This window comes from Calditrichota bacterium, from assembly GCA_013151735.1.
In the GTDB taxonomy this organism is placed as follows: domain Bacteria; phylum Zhuqueibacterota; class JdFR-76; order JdFR-76; family BMS3Abin05; genus BMS3Abin05.
The window spans coordinates 13,428-29,038 of record JAADHR010000032.1; the positions used below are offsets into that span (position 1 = coordinate 13,428).

Genomic DNA, 15,611 nt, shown 5'->3' on the forward strand with positions numbered 1-15,611 from the left:
GTCATTTTTTAGTCAAAGCGATTCATTCAGGTCTTAGAATTCAATGAACATTCCAAAACGCAGGATGCGAGGAGTGCTCAAATTTCTGGCACCGCTTCCGCTCAGGGCTTTTCGTGCAATATACTCGCCGGCTTTGCCGTTAATTTTCAACCAGGATTTTCCATCCTCTGTCAGGAACCAGCCGTTATCCTGCGGAGCACCCGATTGACGATACACGCCCGTCACGTTTTTAGTATTGAAAACATTATAAATCCAGATATATGGTTTGAAATTGAATTTCCCAACCGGGAAAGACCGGTCCATTTTAATATCCAGCCGATGATACCAGGGCATAACGGAGGAATTAAGAGCCTCCAGGGGTTTGGGAGCATTTTGTGAGAACAAGCCGCCGGGGCCCGGCTCTACACGGGTGTAGCGGTTTCCGCTGTGCATGGTAAAGAAGGCGTTAATTCCAAAATTGGCAAGAGGCTTCACACCCAATACGGTTGGCCCGTCATCTTTTGTCAAGCGGAAATCAACATTCATCGTTGCCACGTGGTCCTGATTAAAATCCAGCGGCATCAGAACCGTGGGAAAACGCAGCTGCTGATCCTGCCAGGCAATATCGAAATGGCTTCCGCTGCTGGAACCGGTTCCCATGGCTTTCGAGTAGGTGTAATCGACGCTCGCTTGAATTCGCTTGGTGCGGCGAAGATTAAAGCTTAACTGAACACCCTTTGTCGTTCCAAAATCAACATTCTGATATTGGAAAAAAGACGCATACGAATAACCGGGTTCCGGGAAGCACACGCGCAATTGAATAAAATCCTTAATATCCTTGTAAAAGACGGTTACGCTGATACTGGCGTTTGCACCAATTTGCTGCTGCAATCCAACTTCATATTGAATGGTGCGCATGGGCTTTAAATTGGGATTGGGCATCGATCGTGCATTTCCGCCTTGGAGAAACCGCCCGGCGTATGTTTGTCCGTCGTACATATCGTCCACTTTTGGCATCTGGACAAATTTTCCAAATTGGGCATGAAACACCGTTTGATCCGTTACAGGAAACGACCAGCCCAATCGGGGACTCACAATGTTATACACCCGCTGGGGACCAAAACTTTGATCGGCGATGAGATTAATATCATTCAGAATCAGCCGCCGGGGGTCTTTCCAGCTTTCAACGCCCGATTCAAAATGATCCAGCCGCAAGCCGGCATTCAGTACCAGATCCTTCAACTCAATTTTATCCTGAATGTAAATAGCGGCCCGTACCGGATGGCGGGGAGCATCGTGACCATTGACTTTCACAATCTTTCCCTGATCGTTGGTGGCTTCGTACGTCCCGTTTTTGTTGATCGGGTGGCCCCACATATCGTAGCCGTAGTACCCGTAATTATTTCGGAAAATATCGTAATCGGTCAGTGTATTTGTGGAATCAATGTCCCGGCGATGCAATCCCAAAGAAATCGCGCTGGCATTGACCGCATACCGGCGAATGGTATAATAATCGTACTGGAAGCCGGTTTTCAATTCGTTATAATCATTGAACTGCCAGGTTAAGTCAAACTTGGGCCCAAGATTGGTTTGGGCTGTTTTACCATACCAGGACGTCACCTGCCCCGGCAGCTGCGGGTACATTAATCCAAACAGGCTAAAATTGTAGCCCAGGCCCCACTTTCTCAATCCGGCATTATATTTGGGATCGCCGTATTTTGCAATATCATCCCATAAATCGGGATCCCCAAACTCGCGGTTGTAATAAAAGTAATTCAGATTCAAAACATAAAACATTCGCGGACTTAGTTGATGGGTAAACTTGAAATATCCACTGGCATTCCACCGTTTATTCAAGGAATTCTTGCGATAATTCAGAAGATCGTTCCAGCTTCCTCCCGCCTGGTCCGTTCCAAAGTGAAAGGTTCCGCCTGCTTTTAGACGAAATGAGCTGGAGGGTGTAAAGGTCAGATTTCCGTTTACATCGTAGGTACTGTTATGATATCCCGGATACGGACCCGGGCCGTAGTTGACCTTTATGGGGAAGACCTTTCCAAAAGAGGTTAAGACGGTGTCGAGGGTAATGCCCTGCCAGTTGGTTGCGTAGCCATGATTGTAATTTCGCTCAGCAGCAATAAAGAAGCGCAGTTTTTTCTTGGGTACAAAGGGAACTGGTCCGCCGGCTGTCACCGTGTAATCATTGTAGCCCCATGAACGGGTACCCAGCGTTTTTCCTTCTTTGTTCTTAAACAGTTCATCCGAGATTCCCTCTATGCTGAAGTGATATTTGGCTCCACCTGATTTTGTGGTGGTAAACAAAATACCCGAATTGGCAAATCCGTATTCTGCATTAAAACCGCCTGCATGAAAATCCGCTTCTTCGATGGCATTGTTGATCACAGACAGCGCATTGGTTGTCCCGCCGCGAAGCAGTGTGGTCATCACACCATCCACATACGTTACATTTTCTTCCGAACGGCCGCCGCGGACGTGGGTTCCATTTACAACAGCAGAGGAAATGGCCATCACCGTTTGAATACCCCGCATTGGAATATTCGCCAGGTCCTCAGCCTGAAGGGTTTTCACCGAATGGGTGATATTTTTGTTGATAATCGGCCGCTCAGCAACAATGCTGATTGTTTTTCCCTGCAACACGGTACTGGCCATACTAAAATTGACCTGAGTGGTCAGATCCGGATGAACGCGAATATTCGATTTTTCTATGGAACTATACCCGATATAGTCGGCCCGAACCGTATAGGTCCCAACCGGGATATTCAAAATCATATAATATCCCTTGCTATCGGTTGCAGCTCCCATCATTGTGCCTTTTAAAAGGACATTTACGCCCGGAAGCGGCTCTCCTGTAGCCTTGTCAACCACATAACCGGTAATTTTTCCTGTAACACCGGCAACAAGCCAGGTTGGCACAATCATCAAAACCATTAAAACAACCATTATTTTTCTGTTCATGATTCCTCCATATTTACTTGGAATTTTTTGAGAAACAAACATTGTTGAGGAAAAATTGATAGAATTTGGAAGATCCGTGATGGTTTACAACACACGGAGGAGTGACTCCAAGGAAAAAGATTTGGGAAAAGACCATTCAATAATTTTAAAAGCAAAACACCTTCCACCCATGCTTCCCGTTACAAAAGTGACCCCGCCGCCAGTGCTCCCCCGCCAAGAGAAACAATTGACTCCACACGCGGAAATTCATTAGTTAAGCTATGTATAGGTGAATAATAAAGCGTTAACAAATTAAGCCATTTATTCCCAAATGTCAAGTAAAAAATTAAATTTCTGTGAGAATTGCAGGAAAGAATAGGCCTTTGGCGGGGCTGTTTACCGTTATCGCTTGCGGATCAGAATGCCCGACTTATACAAAATCGGGATATTATAGTGACAAAAAAAGAGCCATCTGAATGCGCTTCAAATGGCTCTTTTCATATTAATAATTCGGATGCTGGGGATTCAGTTCCAGTAAATCCGGCCAATCATAGTTCTGTATTTCATCGCGGTACGTGGAATGTACCAGTTGGTATCGATGGTACCCGGTCATATCAATAAAAACGAAGATAACGCCGCCCTGCAGATTTTCATACCGCCACACCTGATAGGCTCGTCCCTTGTCGGTGTTTGGACTCCGTTCAATGTCGTCAGGAGGACCATATACGATATAAACCCGGCCAAAATCGGTTTTCCACCCCTTTAAACCCAGAACAGAGAATTTCTTATTGGCATATTGAACCCGCCTTAAAAATTCAGCGCGCTTTTCATTAAACGGAGTTGCCGGACTCGGATCGCGCCGGGCCCAGAATTCTTTCAAAAACTGACGTTTGGTTTCCACTGAATTCAGGCGTTTTATCATTTTCTTTTCATTTTTGGTGGCCAAATATTGGATGTAATTCAGCTCCTCATTCACTCGTGCTTCAGGCATTTCATCAAAAACGGTCGGGCCGAGTTGAATATTCTTTTTCCGGTTTTTTTGAACGCGTTTATCAACATCCGGATTAAAGGTAAAGAATCGCTTTTTTACGATTAGCAGGCTCTTATTATTGGTATCACTTATGGTAAAGAAAAGCCAGTAACTTCCCGATGGCAAATTGGAAACATTCATCTGGCCAACTTCGACACTTGAATCATACACTTTTGTCTTTTCCATTTTTCGGGGCCGAATGCTGTCTACCACATTGCCAGAATAATCCGTCACAAAATAGTCCACCTGATATTTGGATTGAGGCACGCCTTTTAAAAGATTATAAAGTTCCACATAAAAATAAAGTGTAGGGTTTCCTTTGCCGTAAAGAAGCGAGGGGTTGGGAACAACCTCAAGATTGTTTTTTACAAATAACGGCACAGAATTCTCTCCCGATTTTCGGATTGACCGGCAGAGTTCCAAGGAACTTGACGCGATCTTTTTACCGGAGAATTTTGGTACGTGAATCGTAAAATGCCGGGATTGTTTTCGGGTGGTGTCATTCAGATCTACAGCCAACAGATTTACGGAATACCGATTTGGGGGCAAACTGAGACGCAGAAGGTCAATTTCTTCTTTTAAAGATAAATCCTTTCCGTTTTTCTTTATGCTGTTAACAACCCGCCAGTTTTTTTGATAAATAATTTTTTTCCCTTCCATCACATCCAAATGCATCAGAATGGTGCCAACCGTATCCGCAGCCGGAGTGGTAATATAGTGCCATTCCTGGGGATAGAGCGCATAATGAAGCTCCAAAAAGTTTTCCGTGTCATTGGCTTTGAACAGATCATAATCCACATCCAAATGAAGGGTTTTTTGGGAAAAGGAAATTCCTGAAATTCCCAACAGAAAAAAAAGGATAAGCACAAAACGCTTCATTTTAAACCCCGTTTCATTTTTATTTTCCAATTTCACCCCTTGCCCCAGGCTATGGTAAAAAGGGCAAAAGGCACTGCTTTTTAGATTTTTTTCACACCTATTATACGCTTCATTTGGAATTTGGCTCCAATAAAACAGGGGTTGGATTCAAAAAAATCCAACCCCTGTCCAATACATCACCGTCCTGTTTTTCGATTAAAGGCCAAGCTTAATCGATAAAATCTGGTTGGCATTGAAGTATTCCACCGTACGATACGCATAATCAATATACAGGTCCATACCGCCCAGGTTTTGATGATATCCAAAGCCAAATGCTGGACCGTAGATATACGAATTGGTCGGTGCATTCAGGGCTGAGGTATAGCCCGCACGCAGGAAAAACATATTCTTCAGGGAATACTCAATTCCCGCCTTGTTTTCATCGGCTGAGAAGTTATTGTTCTGGAAGAGATAAGAGGCCCGAATCAGGCCCAATTGACCCAAAGAATATTCGTATGAAAGAGCAATTTCGACGATGGAAGGCAGTTCAAAGGTTGCCGGAGCCACTTTCAGGTCCGAAACGGGCCTTTTGGAACCCACAGCTTTTGCCTTTCGGTACAGGCCGGTTCCATCGTACGTCATGTCGGGGCCAATATTTTTGATGGTAACCCCAACATTCAAGCCCTTTACGCCGCCCAGTCCGGCATATTGGACACCGGCGTCCATAGCAAACCCGACACTGGATGCACGGGGAATTTGTTCAGAGATAATTTTCGCATTCACACCGACAGTTACATGATCCGTAAGCATTCGGGCATAGGTTAAACCCAATGTAAAATATGTTGGGGTAAACTTTTCGCCCGTTCCGTCCGGATTATCGGCTGTTGTAACCATGATATCGCCGAGGCCCAATGCCTTTAGATTAAATCCGACGAAACCCAGCTTGCCAAAATTTAGGCCGACGCCGAGATAATCGACGCTGATATCAGCCAGGTAGGTCATGTGCGAGAACATGGCCTCTGCATTGTGTGTGGACCGCGCCAGGCCGGCAGGGTTCCAATACATGGCTTCTACACCTTCTGCATTAGCAGCGCTTGCACCGCCTAATGCAATATATCGCGCACCCACAGGAATAAGCAGTTGTGGGGCGGATGATGTTCCTGCGCGACTTCTTCCGCCGGCCAAGGCCATTGCATTGACCATTAGAAGAACCATCAACGCACCAAATGAAATCCGAAAAATATTTCGAAGCATAATTTCTTCTCCTTAAATATTTAATCTTCCATATTGTTGTTCCATTTGAAACTTCATTTTAGTACACCTGGATAAATTGAGCTTCACGGACGATTGCCAGTTTCAGAATCTTTGTTTTACCCAGTTCAGGCATATCGATGTGAATTAAATAAATGCCGCTCGCAACAGGCAACTCATTGTCATTCTTCAGATCCCATCGGAAGAACTGGGAATCATCATTTTTCTCTAATTGGCGAACCATTATTCCGGCCAGATTAAAGATTCGGAAGGTTGCTTTTTGCGGCAAATGATTAAAGCTCACAAATCTATCCTCTGTACTGAGCTCTCTTGGATTGTACCCATAGTATGGATTCGGATAGACGTTGATTTTTTCTATATCGGTCTTTGCAAGTCGTTCACTCTTCAACACACCTTTTGATTTGAATGTAAAGACATCTTTGGGTGTATTGGGTTTGTTGGTAATCCACCGCAAAACGGTGCCAACTTCCGGGCGCTGCTTCGTTGCAGTTGCAGAATCCAGCGAACCGTATTTAAAGGCATCGCCATCGCCCAGGTAGCGATTCCAGTTCATTAGACGGGTGCGTGCCAAAACTTCGTCACCAATTTTGCCGGCATCTTCAGAACTGGCCCAGGCATCATAGCCAGCGGTTCCGGGGCTCATATCTTTGGGATTACGCCAGTAGATCCAATCGGAGGCCGGATCATTATTTCCGGAAGAACTGGGATCATCACCAAAGAAGGAGAATTGATCGTCGCCGTCCACGTCATAAATCCAGGGGATCATGCGGTAGTCATCACTGGGGTCATCCCACGTATTGCTGCCGATATTCCAGAGCTCAAATCCCACATGAACAACGCTGCCGGTCGTGTAACCCATATAGGCCTTTCCACCTTCGGCCGTCCAGCGCATTTCGAAATCGTAGGGAATAGCCCGTGAGGCATTTGTACCACGCAGGACGCGGGCAATAAACGATGCTTCGCTGTTGGGCGTACCGCCGCCGTGGGTTACAAATACCCAGCCGCCTTGTTTTTGCTGTGTGGGATATCCGGGTGCATTCAGCCAGTGAATCCACATAATGTCCTCATTGGGATTGACGTCGCAGCCCGGAATGGGGCCGTTTGCATTGTGCACCTGCCAGATGCCGTGGAATCCCTTGGCCGGGCCCATAACCTTTACCATCAATCCATCAACCATGACGTAATTGTCATCACCGGACTGATTGGTTTGATTTTCCAGTTTTACTTCGCCCGTTGTGACATCAATCAGGTTCCAGGTTACATTCCCGGAGGTGTCGGCGGTAAAGGTAACCTTGTACTCGTCGCCGGTTGTCTGGGTTGGGTCAATTACGTAGGCAATCACACTTCCATCGGAAGCCCCATCGTGCGTGACTTCCAGGGTATCGCCCAAAGAAGACTCGTAACGAACGCCCGGTTTCGGAGATTGCGGAACAGCCCGCAGAATGTTTAATGAGGATTCCAACGAATGGATGGGCACATCCGGGCTTCCATTGTAATTGTAGGCGGTAACCGCAAAGAAATAATCTGTGCCATTCACCAGAGGTTTGCCCGTAAAGGCATCTTTGGTGATTTTGATCATCCGCTTAATGCCGGTATTTTTACCCAACTGGACCGGTTTCATCAAAATCTGTCCGGAAGCCGGGTCGAACTGGGCATCCATAATGGTGGTCACTTCATCAACCTTGTCGTACGTGGCGATTCGAATGCCCTGATCCATTGTAGCCTGAGCCGAAGGCAACTGATACACATTGTAGCCTTCAAATTTATAGCCTTTTTCATTCTGCCCTTCAGTAGCTTCAATGGCTTGTGCATTCTCGCCCCAATTCAGAATCACGGCCTTGTCCATATCCGAGACCTTGACGTCAGGATTCTTGGGAGCCTTGGGCAGATTAAAGAAATTGTCGTACGCATACTGTGCGGAAATATCATTAAATTTCAGCACGGAAATACTCGAAAGGCGATCGGCACCCAGCCCTGTAACCAGAGCCACCACGACTTCCTGCGTGTCGCCAACGGCCATTTTGAAGGGTCCGGAAATCATCTGCATCCGGCGGTCACCCGGAGGCAGCAGGACACCATCCACATCGCCTTCGCCCGTTACCGGATCGCCGGCCAACGTGAATTTTGTGGGGGTCACACCATCATTTTTGGTGAACGGAGTGCCCTTTCTTGGCAGCAATCCGCGCATCAAATTAAACCATTGCAGGGTTCCCGCATATTCTTCACGATCGGGATCACTAATGGCACTGCCGGCCGCAAAATAGTTAAAGGCCGTCATTGGGAGGTTTTTATAACCCTTGCGAATCTTGCCGTTAAAGATCGCCTGATCATCAGGGTTGTCCGATTTGACAATCGGGCCCTGCAGAAAATCATACCCGGCTGAAGGCGGTGCCAAACCGTAGTCTCTGAATTTCACATCAACCGTGGATGAATTGTAAACAAAGGAGAGGCTCAGGGTCGTGTCGCAGCCCACGAAATCGTCTGAATATTCGCCCAAATCCGGATCGGACCATTGAGCGACATACATGCTGTCGATATAGGCATCGGGACTTGTAGCAGCCGTTCCTTTATAAATCAGCCGGAATTTTTTGAAAACAACATTTCCCAGAGCATCGGTACGGTTGTAACCCCACAATGTCACCTGGAGTTCCAGTCCTATCGGGGGAGAACCATAAAGGCCCAATGTGCGACCTTCGTTCAAATCATTAGCGACAAACCAGATTACCTGATCCGCGCCTGCCAAACCGGGTTTTTCTGCATCCAGAACTCCGTTGCCGTTGGCATCTTCACCGGGATCCAGATACCCATTATGATTCGTATCTTCTCCCCAATCCAAAACGCCGTTATTGGCGCCAACGGTATCTCCATTGGCATTGACATAACCGGTGTCATAGAAAGGTGCACCCTTTTGCCAGGGCCATTCTTCCCAATCGGTTTCATATTGTTTGCGAACAACCTCAACGTCGGAACTTGAGATCTCGTTCAGACTTTTTTCAAAATATTCTGCCGCATCCTGTCGCAGATCAGCGGTTCGATAATCCGGTCGAATTCTCCAGATGCGCACATCCGGGGCATTGGCATTTTCGGCCGTTCCGGGGGATAGGATCGCACCCTGGATTAATCCGGTTGTGTACGTTGTTCCACCCACCCGCAAACTGGGTTGCTGACCGTCCTGAACGTATCCGCCCCAAACCAGGCCATCGGTGTAAATAACGCCGGCGCCATACGTGCCGCGCGGAAAATAAACACCACTTCCATTGGTGTAGGGATCGTGCGCGGAAATTCCATCTGCCTGAATCCAGTGCGCGATCTTATTTATGTTCAGTAATGTATGTAACGGTTCTCCGGCTATTTTTGCCAATTGGAGAGAACCATTCGTTTGACCAGTATTATCCTTCGCATAACTGGTACTTAGTAATAATCCAAATACCAGTAATACGAGAAGGAATGGAAGCTTGATTTTTCTCATAGCGATTTTATCCTCCAATTTCTCAATATAACTATCAAAAGCGATTTTCATTGAAACGTCGCCTATCATCTTTGCCAATGGAATTTAGTAATTAATCATTACGCCAAAGCGGATCTGTCGGGGGGTTCCCCAAAGGTCCGTACCGCGAAATCCTGCCCACATGTAGTGTTGTCGGTTACCGAGATTGATTGCACGGTACATTTCAGCATAACCTTCACCACCAGCACTCTGGATAACGCTTCCACTCAACTCAGGGTCTTCCAGAAATCCGTCACTGTAGGCGTTTCCGGTGCGAGGATAAACATTGATCACATTCTTTGTGTTCAGCACATTTTGCACATACACAAAGAAATCCACATCAAAATTGGCAATTGAAACGGTTTTATCCAATTTCATGTCCAGGTTAAAATTCCAGGGTGTGGTCGATGAGCCAATCGGTTCCAACGGACGACGATTTCTCGCATCCGCATCCGGTAAAATCGCACCCTGAGCCACATCATTCTGGCCAATTCCACCTGTGCTCAACGTGTAGGGGTGTCCACTATTGAATGTGAACATCACGTTCAAACCGGAACGTTCCAGAATGGGACCACCGTCATTTTTCGCAAAACGATAATCAAAACTGATCGCGCCGCGATGGGTTTGATTAAAGTACAGCGGAGTAATGATCGTGATCTGGTTGGTGGCCTGATCCAAGGAGGCGCTGGCCTGATTCACATAAGAACCCGTTCCTTTTGCCTGGGAAAATGTGTAATTAATGAAGCCCATAATGCGATGGGTTCGTCTCAGGGTCAAACGAAATTCCAGACCTTTTGTGGTGGCAAAATCACCATTTGTGGTGATATCGTATGCCTGAGCACCCGAACTCGGTGCCGGGAATACGCGCCGGGTCTGTAACTGATCCTTAATGTCCTTGTAAAACAAGGTCGCATCAAATGATGCATTTTGTGCAAATTGCTGACTGAAACCAATTTCATATTGGGTGGTTCGTTCCGGATGCACAGCAAACGCCATCGGGTTTGTGTAGAAAAAACCACCAGCCATCTGGCTTACGCGTGAGGCGGAGCTCCGATAGGCCTGCGACATCTGCGGCATCTGCACAAACTTGCCCCATTGCAGGTGAAAGACCGTCTGATCGGTGACGGGGAAGGCAAATCCCAAACGAGGACTTCCCGTAATAAACGGTTTCACCTTCTTGTATTGATCTGCAGGGAGGGTCAAATTGTCCGAATTAAAACCGGGATCTTTATAATTCAGCGGTTCATATTCGTCCATATTGTAATAATCCAAACGCAAACCTGCATTGATCACCAAATCTTTGTACTCATATTTATCCTGAACATAGGCCGCACCAATAACCGGATGACGCGGACTGTCGAAGATTCCTCCAGCATTCGTTTCGTTCCCATAGAGGTCATAACCATAATTATTGGGACTCAGGGACCGCATGTATTTGTCGAAACGCGCCTGATCCTTCGTAATATCCGGATTGGATCGTAAGAAAGACAACAACCCTCCGGTGGTTACACCGCTTAACGCACTCCAGTTGCGAAGTGTCCAGTACTGCATTTCACCACCAAATTGAAACTCATGTTTCTTGAATTGTTTGGTGAAATCCAAATTGCCGCCGATATAATGACGTTTATACTTTGAATAGCCGGTCAGCAAATGTCCCGGACGATCAAACGGAAACCCGTAAATGTCGTACGGATTGGGATCTCGTGTATACGTATCCCATTGCGTAAAGCCATATTTTGCATTCTCTAGGCTATCCGAATACAACCAGTAGTTATCTTTCAGATAGGGATCATACGTTTTCCCGCGCTGATCGTAGTAATTGATACTCAATGTGTAAAACATGGAGGGTGAGAGTACATGTGTAATTTTTGCCGTATACAGCCCATTACTGTAATCTGTTACAGGAAATCGACTCTGGTTGAACAGGCGCATAATCGGCAGATGGTTGGTCGTGGAACGCCGCCAGGTTGTGGTTCCGGAAATACGAAGCTTGATTTTGTTAAGATCAAATGTTAATACGCCATTCCCCGTGTACCGGTTGCTTGTGGCCCCGGAAGGAACATTTCCACCATCCCAAACAATACTCTGAAGCTCTTCACCGGGGGTGCCGCCACGAAGCCCGCTGTCCACCAATTTCATTACGGTTCCGTCGGGCAGAGGGGTATAGCGGCTGTAAAAGGCAAAGGGTTCCCAGAATCTTCTGTAGCGATCACGGTAAAAATTATTTTCACCTGCCAGGAAAAACCGGGCCTTTGATCCTAATAAAGGAATCGGGCCGCTTACGGTAATAACATTATCCGAGTAGCCATACGAATAGGTTCCAAAGCGTTTTTGATTCATCGGTGTGAAATTATCTGTTTCCGAATGAATTGAAACGTGGAAATTGGGGGTACCGCTTTTCATAATCTGCTGAATCAAACCCGAGTTTGCACCTCCGTATTGGGCGTTGTACCCGCCTAATTGAAGCTGCATTTCTTCAAGCGCTTCCGGTATCAGCATGGCTGCAGAACCGCCGGTTACCACATCCCGCACGCTGGCGCCTTCCAAATAATACCCGACTTCATCAGAGCGTCCGCCGCGGATGTACAATTGTCCATCCTGAGCGACCATACCGGGCTGCAGATTTGCCACAACCTGAACACCGCGTACCGGCAAATTATTGATTTCATCGCTTGTTACGATACGCACAGCGTTTGTTGCACTTTTTTCAATCAGAGGTCTCTCGGCGACTACCTTAACCGCCTGAGTTTGAATTACAGAAGGAAGTAATTGAAAGTTTAGTGTCGTTGTCAAGCCTAAATTTACACGGACATTTTCAATGACCATATCATTGTAACCAATGAATCGAGCCCTGACAGAATATTTTCCGACCGGGACGTTGGTGATAATGAACTCGCCGTGGCTGTCTGTAGCAGCTCCTAAGCTTGTTCCAATAATCTGTACGTTAGCTCCCGGCAGCGGATCACCTGTCTGCTTATCCACAACAGTCCCAACGATCTTACCCGTTGTCTGCGCATAGCTCAACGATGGGATCGCCGAAAACATGAGGACAAGCGCCAGAAGAGTGAATAAAACAGCTATGGTCTTACGTTGCATATTTTCCTCCATACATTATGGGTATTGACAATTATTTGTTCTCAAATTCCTGGCTTGTCAAACTTGAAACAGGATTCAAAATGACTTCCGTCACGCTTTTCCCTTTTGCTACCGAAGGAACAATTGTCAAAAGCGTCGTGTCTTTCGCCTTAACATAGAATTTGTACGTTCTGTTATCTACCAGTAACTTTTGAGCTGCAAATTCACCAAATCCCAGGTCCGTCGCAAAATCGGTGGACGTTGTGTCCTTGGTTCCGGCAGAATCCAAGACCGTTTCCATCACGATTGAAAGACTTGTATCCGGTGAGAATTGTGCAAAAACAACAACTGCCCGATCCTTTGGAGCCGGATCATTATACATGTAACGTTCGCGTTTTTTTACAAAACGAGAAGCCGCATTATTTGTTTTTTTCACGGCATAAACTGTCCCCACAAAATCCGTATCAATAAACAACGTATCTACTTCCTGCCCTTGAATTTGAAATGTGTGTTTACCGGCTGCTAAATCCGTATAATCGGTGCCTGCTTTGAAAGCAACATTTGCAAAATTTTTGCCATCCATTAAAATAGTGGCCTGTGCAACATCAGTTGCAGCGTTAATGATTCGCACTTTTGCTTTAAACTTCGGAAGGGGAGGTGCATTCGTCGGAACGTCTGCACAGCTCAGTATAAAAAATACAACAAGCAAAACACTGAGCAACCCGAAAGTTTTTGCATGAATTGAAATTTTCATGAATTCTCCTTTCTCCTTTTTTTTACATTATAAGAAAAATACGACCATACAAACGAAATGAAAAAATAGTTCACCTCCTTTCTTTGGTTTAATTAACAGAATGTAAGAATTTTAAGACAACTGGGTGTGTTATTACATTTCAGGAAAGTTTTGAGTAACTGATTTACCATTTGAGATTTCAAATCGTACATCTCTTTAAAGGTTCCTGCCATTAAAAAACGATATATCCGGCTAATGATAAAGGGATTGGGGGTTTTATGCGTATTAAAATAATCCTTTATTCATAGAATGTCAATAGAAAAATTACAATTCCTTAATATTTATGAACATTTTTGATAAATGTAGCCCCAAAAAATAGGCGTATTGCCGGAGAATAATTCACTATTTTCATTAAAATGGTTTCAATAGCGAAAAATACCTGCCTATTTGCATTTTATGAGATGATGTTTTTCCCTGATGGGAATCGCCCGAAAAAATCGTAAATTGACACAAATAACGCTACTTCATGTACCAAAATCCAATGGATCAAAGTGGGTGCCGTAAGCAAGCGGAATCTGTCCCAAACCGTTCTAAATTCTTATGGAGTGAAATCTCTTCAAAAGGTTTCCGGGAACAGGGTTATTTGTTGAATAGAAGGCTGATTCAATAAAACCATCACCAACCGGTCCACACCCAGGGCAATGCCGGCGGCGGGCGGCATTCCGATTCGCAACGCCTCCAAGAATTCAGCGTCAATGGGAAAAGGTGTCTTCCCGGCTTTCCTGCGCGCCGCCTGATCTTCCAAAAATCGCGACTTTTGCTCCTCCGGGTCGTTTAATTCGGTAAAGGCGTTGGCCAATTCGATGCCCGCCACGTACAGCTCAAACCGCTCCACAAAATCCGGGTCGGCCTCCTTTCGGCGGGCCAGCGCCCCCATCGAAGCGGGGTATTCCGTGAGAAAAGTGGGAACCGGCTTGCCAAGGCGCGGCTCGATTTCATTCAAAAAAATCTCAAAAAAAATGTCATCCCAACCCCAATTCGGTTCTACCCCTGTGTAGCCTTTTTTCCGGGCTACTCTGGCAAATGCTTCGGAGGTTTGAACCGACATGTAATCGATTCCCGCGTATTGCTGCAGGGCTTCCCGCAGAGACAGGCGCTGAAACGGGGGTGAAAAATTCAGGGGTTCCTTTTGAAAAGAAAAGCGCCCGCTTTTGTAGAGAGATTCCGCCAATGTTCGCAGGAGGACTTCGCAGTCGGTCATCAGGGCCGTGTAGTCGGCGTAGGCGCGGTACCATTCCAACATGAGGAATTCGGGCTGGTGAAGGGTGGAAACCGGCTCATTCCGGAAGCTGTGTCCCAGATAGAAAATCTTTTCAAATCCGGCCGCGAGCAGTTTTTTCATGGAAAATTCAGGAGAGGTTTGCAGGTACAGCGGCAACGGCTGGCCGCCGTGCTGCGAGCGGTACCGCGTTTCAAAAGGCTCCAAATGCGGTTCCTGGCCGGGAAAACGCACCAGAGCCGGGGCGTCGATTTCCAAAAACTCGCGCTCCAGAAAAAAGGTTCGGATGGTTTGAATCAGACGGCTGCGGGCTTCAAGGAGCGCTTTTTGTTCTTCCGAAACAACCGCTCGTTTCCAGTTGGTGGTTTCATTTTGTAGAGAGGCCCATTCTACCTGTGTGGGAACCAGCCGCCGTAGTTCCTTTGCAGGGGATTCCTTTGCGAAGGAATCAAACAACACCTCCACCACATCGCCGCGTCGAAATGGCGTTGCAGTTGGATAAAATTGGGTACCGTCGCCGGTTTGAAAGGTCAGCGTCCCGGTGGCATCCCGAAGCGCACCGGAAAAACATCCGGCGGGAAGCAGTTTCCATTGAACGAGACGTCCGGCCAACACAGGCTGTTTTTGGGAACAATTGCCATTCAAAAAGGCGCGAACGGAACAATTTCGCCGGCTACGCGCAGGGTAAGCCGGATTTGGAAAATGGGACATGGGTGTTGTTTTTTGTTTTTAGCAGGTTGAACCCCTTTGGGGTTCAAACTTTTTGTTACAATAATGAATCTACAAATGTTAAACATCTTCGATGTTTTCCGTTATTCGAACTTTTTAAAAATTCTTATTTTGACTTTCCCAAAACTACGAAATGGGTTCAACATTTGTAGCGTTGAAATCAAAAAAATAACGAACAACGCCAAAGGCGTTGAACTTCTCTAAAAATCAATTTTTT

Annotated in this window: 7 protein-coding genes; all 7 read right to left on the reverse strand. The window is 46.3% G+C overall.

Annotated elements, in window-relative coordinates:
• Nucleotides 1-33: 33 nt before the first annotated feature.
• A complete protein-coding gene (locus tag GXO76_02185; GenBank protein ID NOY76659.1) occupies nucleotides 34-2,952 on the reverse strand; it encodes a TonB-dependent receptor in 2,919 nt (972 codons plus the stop codon).
• A gap of 481 nt (nucleotides 2,953-3,433) precedes the next feature.
• Nucleotides 3,434-4,840, reverse strand: coding sequence for a GWxTD domain-containing protein (locus GXO76_02190; protein ID NOY76660.1), 1,407 nt, complete (start codon nucleotides 4,838-4,840; stop codon nucleotides 3,434-3,436).
• Nucleotides 4,841-5,035: 195 nt separating this feature from the next.
• Complete coding sequence (locus GXO76_02195) at nucleotides 5,036-6,073, reverse strand: PorV/PorQ family protein (protein NOY76661.1); 1,038 nt, start codon at nucleotides 6,071-6,073, stop codon at nucleotides 5,036-5,038.
• Between the two features lie 58 nt (nucleotides 6,074-6,131).
• Nucleotides 6,132-9,611: a hypothetical protein gene (locus GXO76_02200; GenBank protein ID NOY76662.1), complete on the reverse strand. Its 3,480-nt coding sequence runs from the start codon at nucleotides 9,609-9,611 to the stop codon at nucleotides 6,132-6,134.
• Nucleotides 9,612-9,644: 33 nt separating this feature from the next.
• On the reverse strand, nucleotides 9,645-12,674 hold the full coding sequence (locus GXO76_02205) for a TonB-dependent receptor (protein ID NOY76663.1): 3,030 nt from the start codon (nucleotides 12,672-12,674) through the stop codon (nucleotides 9,645-9,647).
• Between the two features lie 31 nt (nucleotides 12,675-12,705).
• Nucleotides 12,706-13,407, reverse strand: a complete 702-nt coding sequence (locus GXO76_02210) for a DUF4397 domain-containing protein (protein ID NOY76664.1) — start codon at nucleotides 13,405-13,407, stop codon at nucleotides 12,706-12,708.
• 595 nt (nucleotides 13,408-14,002) lie between these two features.
• Entirely contained in the window at nucleotides 14,003-15,277 is a 1,275-nt protein-coding gene (gene genX, locus GXO76_02215) for an EF-P lysine aminoacylase GenX (GenBank protein NOY76665.1), read from the reverse strand.
• Between the last annotated feature and the right edge of the window lie 334 nt (nucleotides 15,278-15,611).

Bases quoted from the DNA above. Each gene is read 5' to 3' on its own strand.
- GXO76_02195 (NOY76661.1), bottom strand. From the start codon at position 6,073: ATGCTTCGAAATATTTTTCGGATTTCATTTGGTGCGTTGATGGTTCTT.
- GXO76_02210 (NOY76664.1), bottom strand. From the start codon at position 13,407: ATGAAAATTTCAATTCATGCAAAAACTTTCGGGTTGCTCAGTGTTTTG.
- GXO76_02190 (NOY76660.1), bottom strand. From the start codon at position 4,840: ATGAAGCGTTTTGTGCTTATCCTTTTTTTTCTGTTGGGAATTTCAGGA.
- GXO76_02200 (NOY76662.1), bottom strand. From the start codon at position 9,611: ATGAAAATCGCTTTTGATAGTTATATTGAGAAATTGGAGGATAAAATC.
- GXO76_02185 (NOY76659.1), bottom strand. From the start codon at position 2,952: ATGAACAGAAAAATAATGGTTGTTTTAATGGTTTTGATGATTGTGCCA.
- GXO76_02205 (NOY76663.1), bottom strand. From the start codon at position 12,674: ATGCAACGTAAGACCATAGCTGTTTTATTCACTCTTCTGGCGCTTGTC.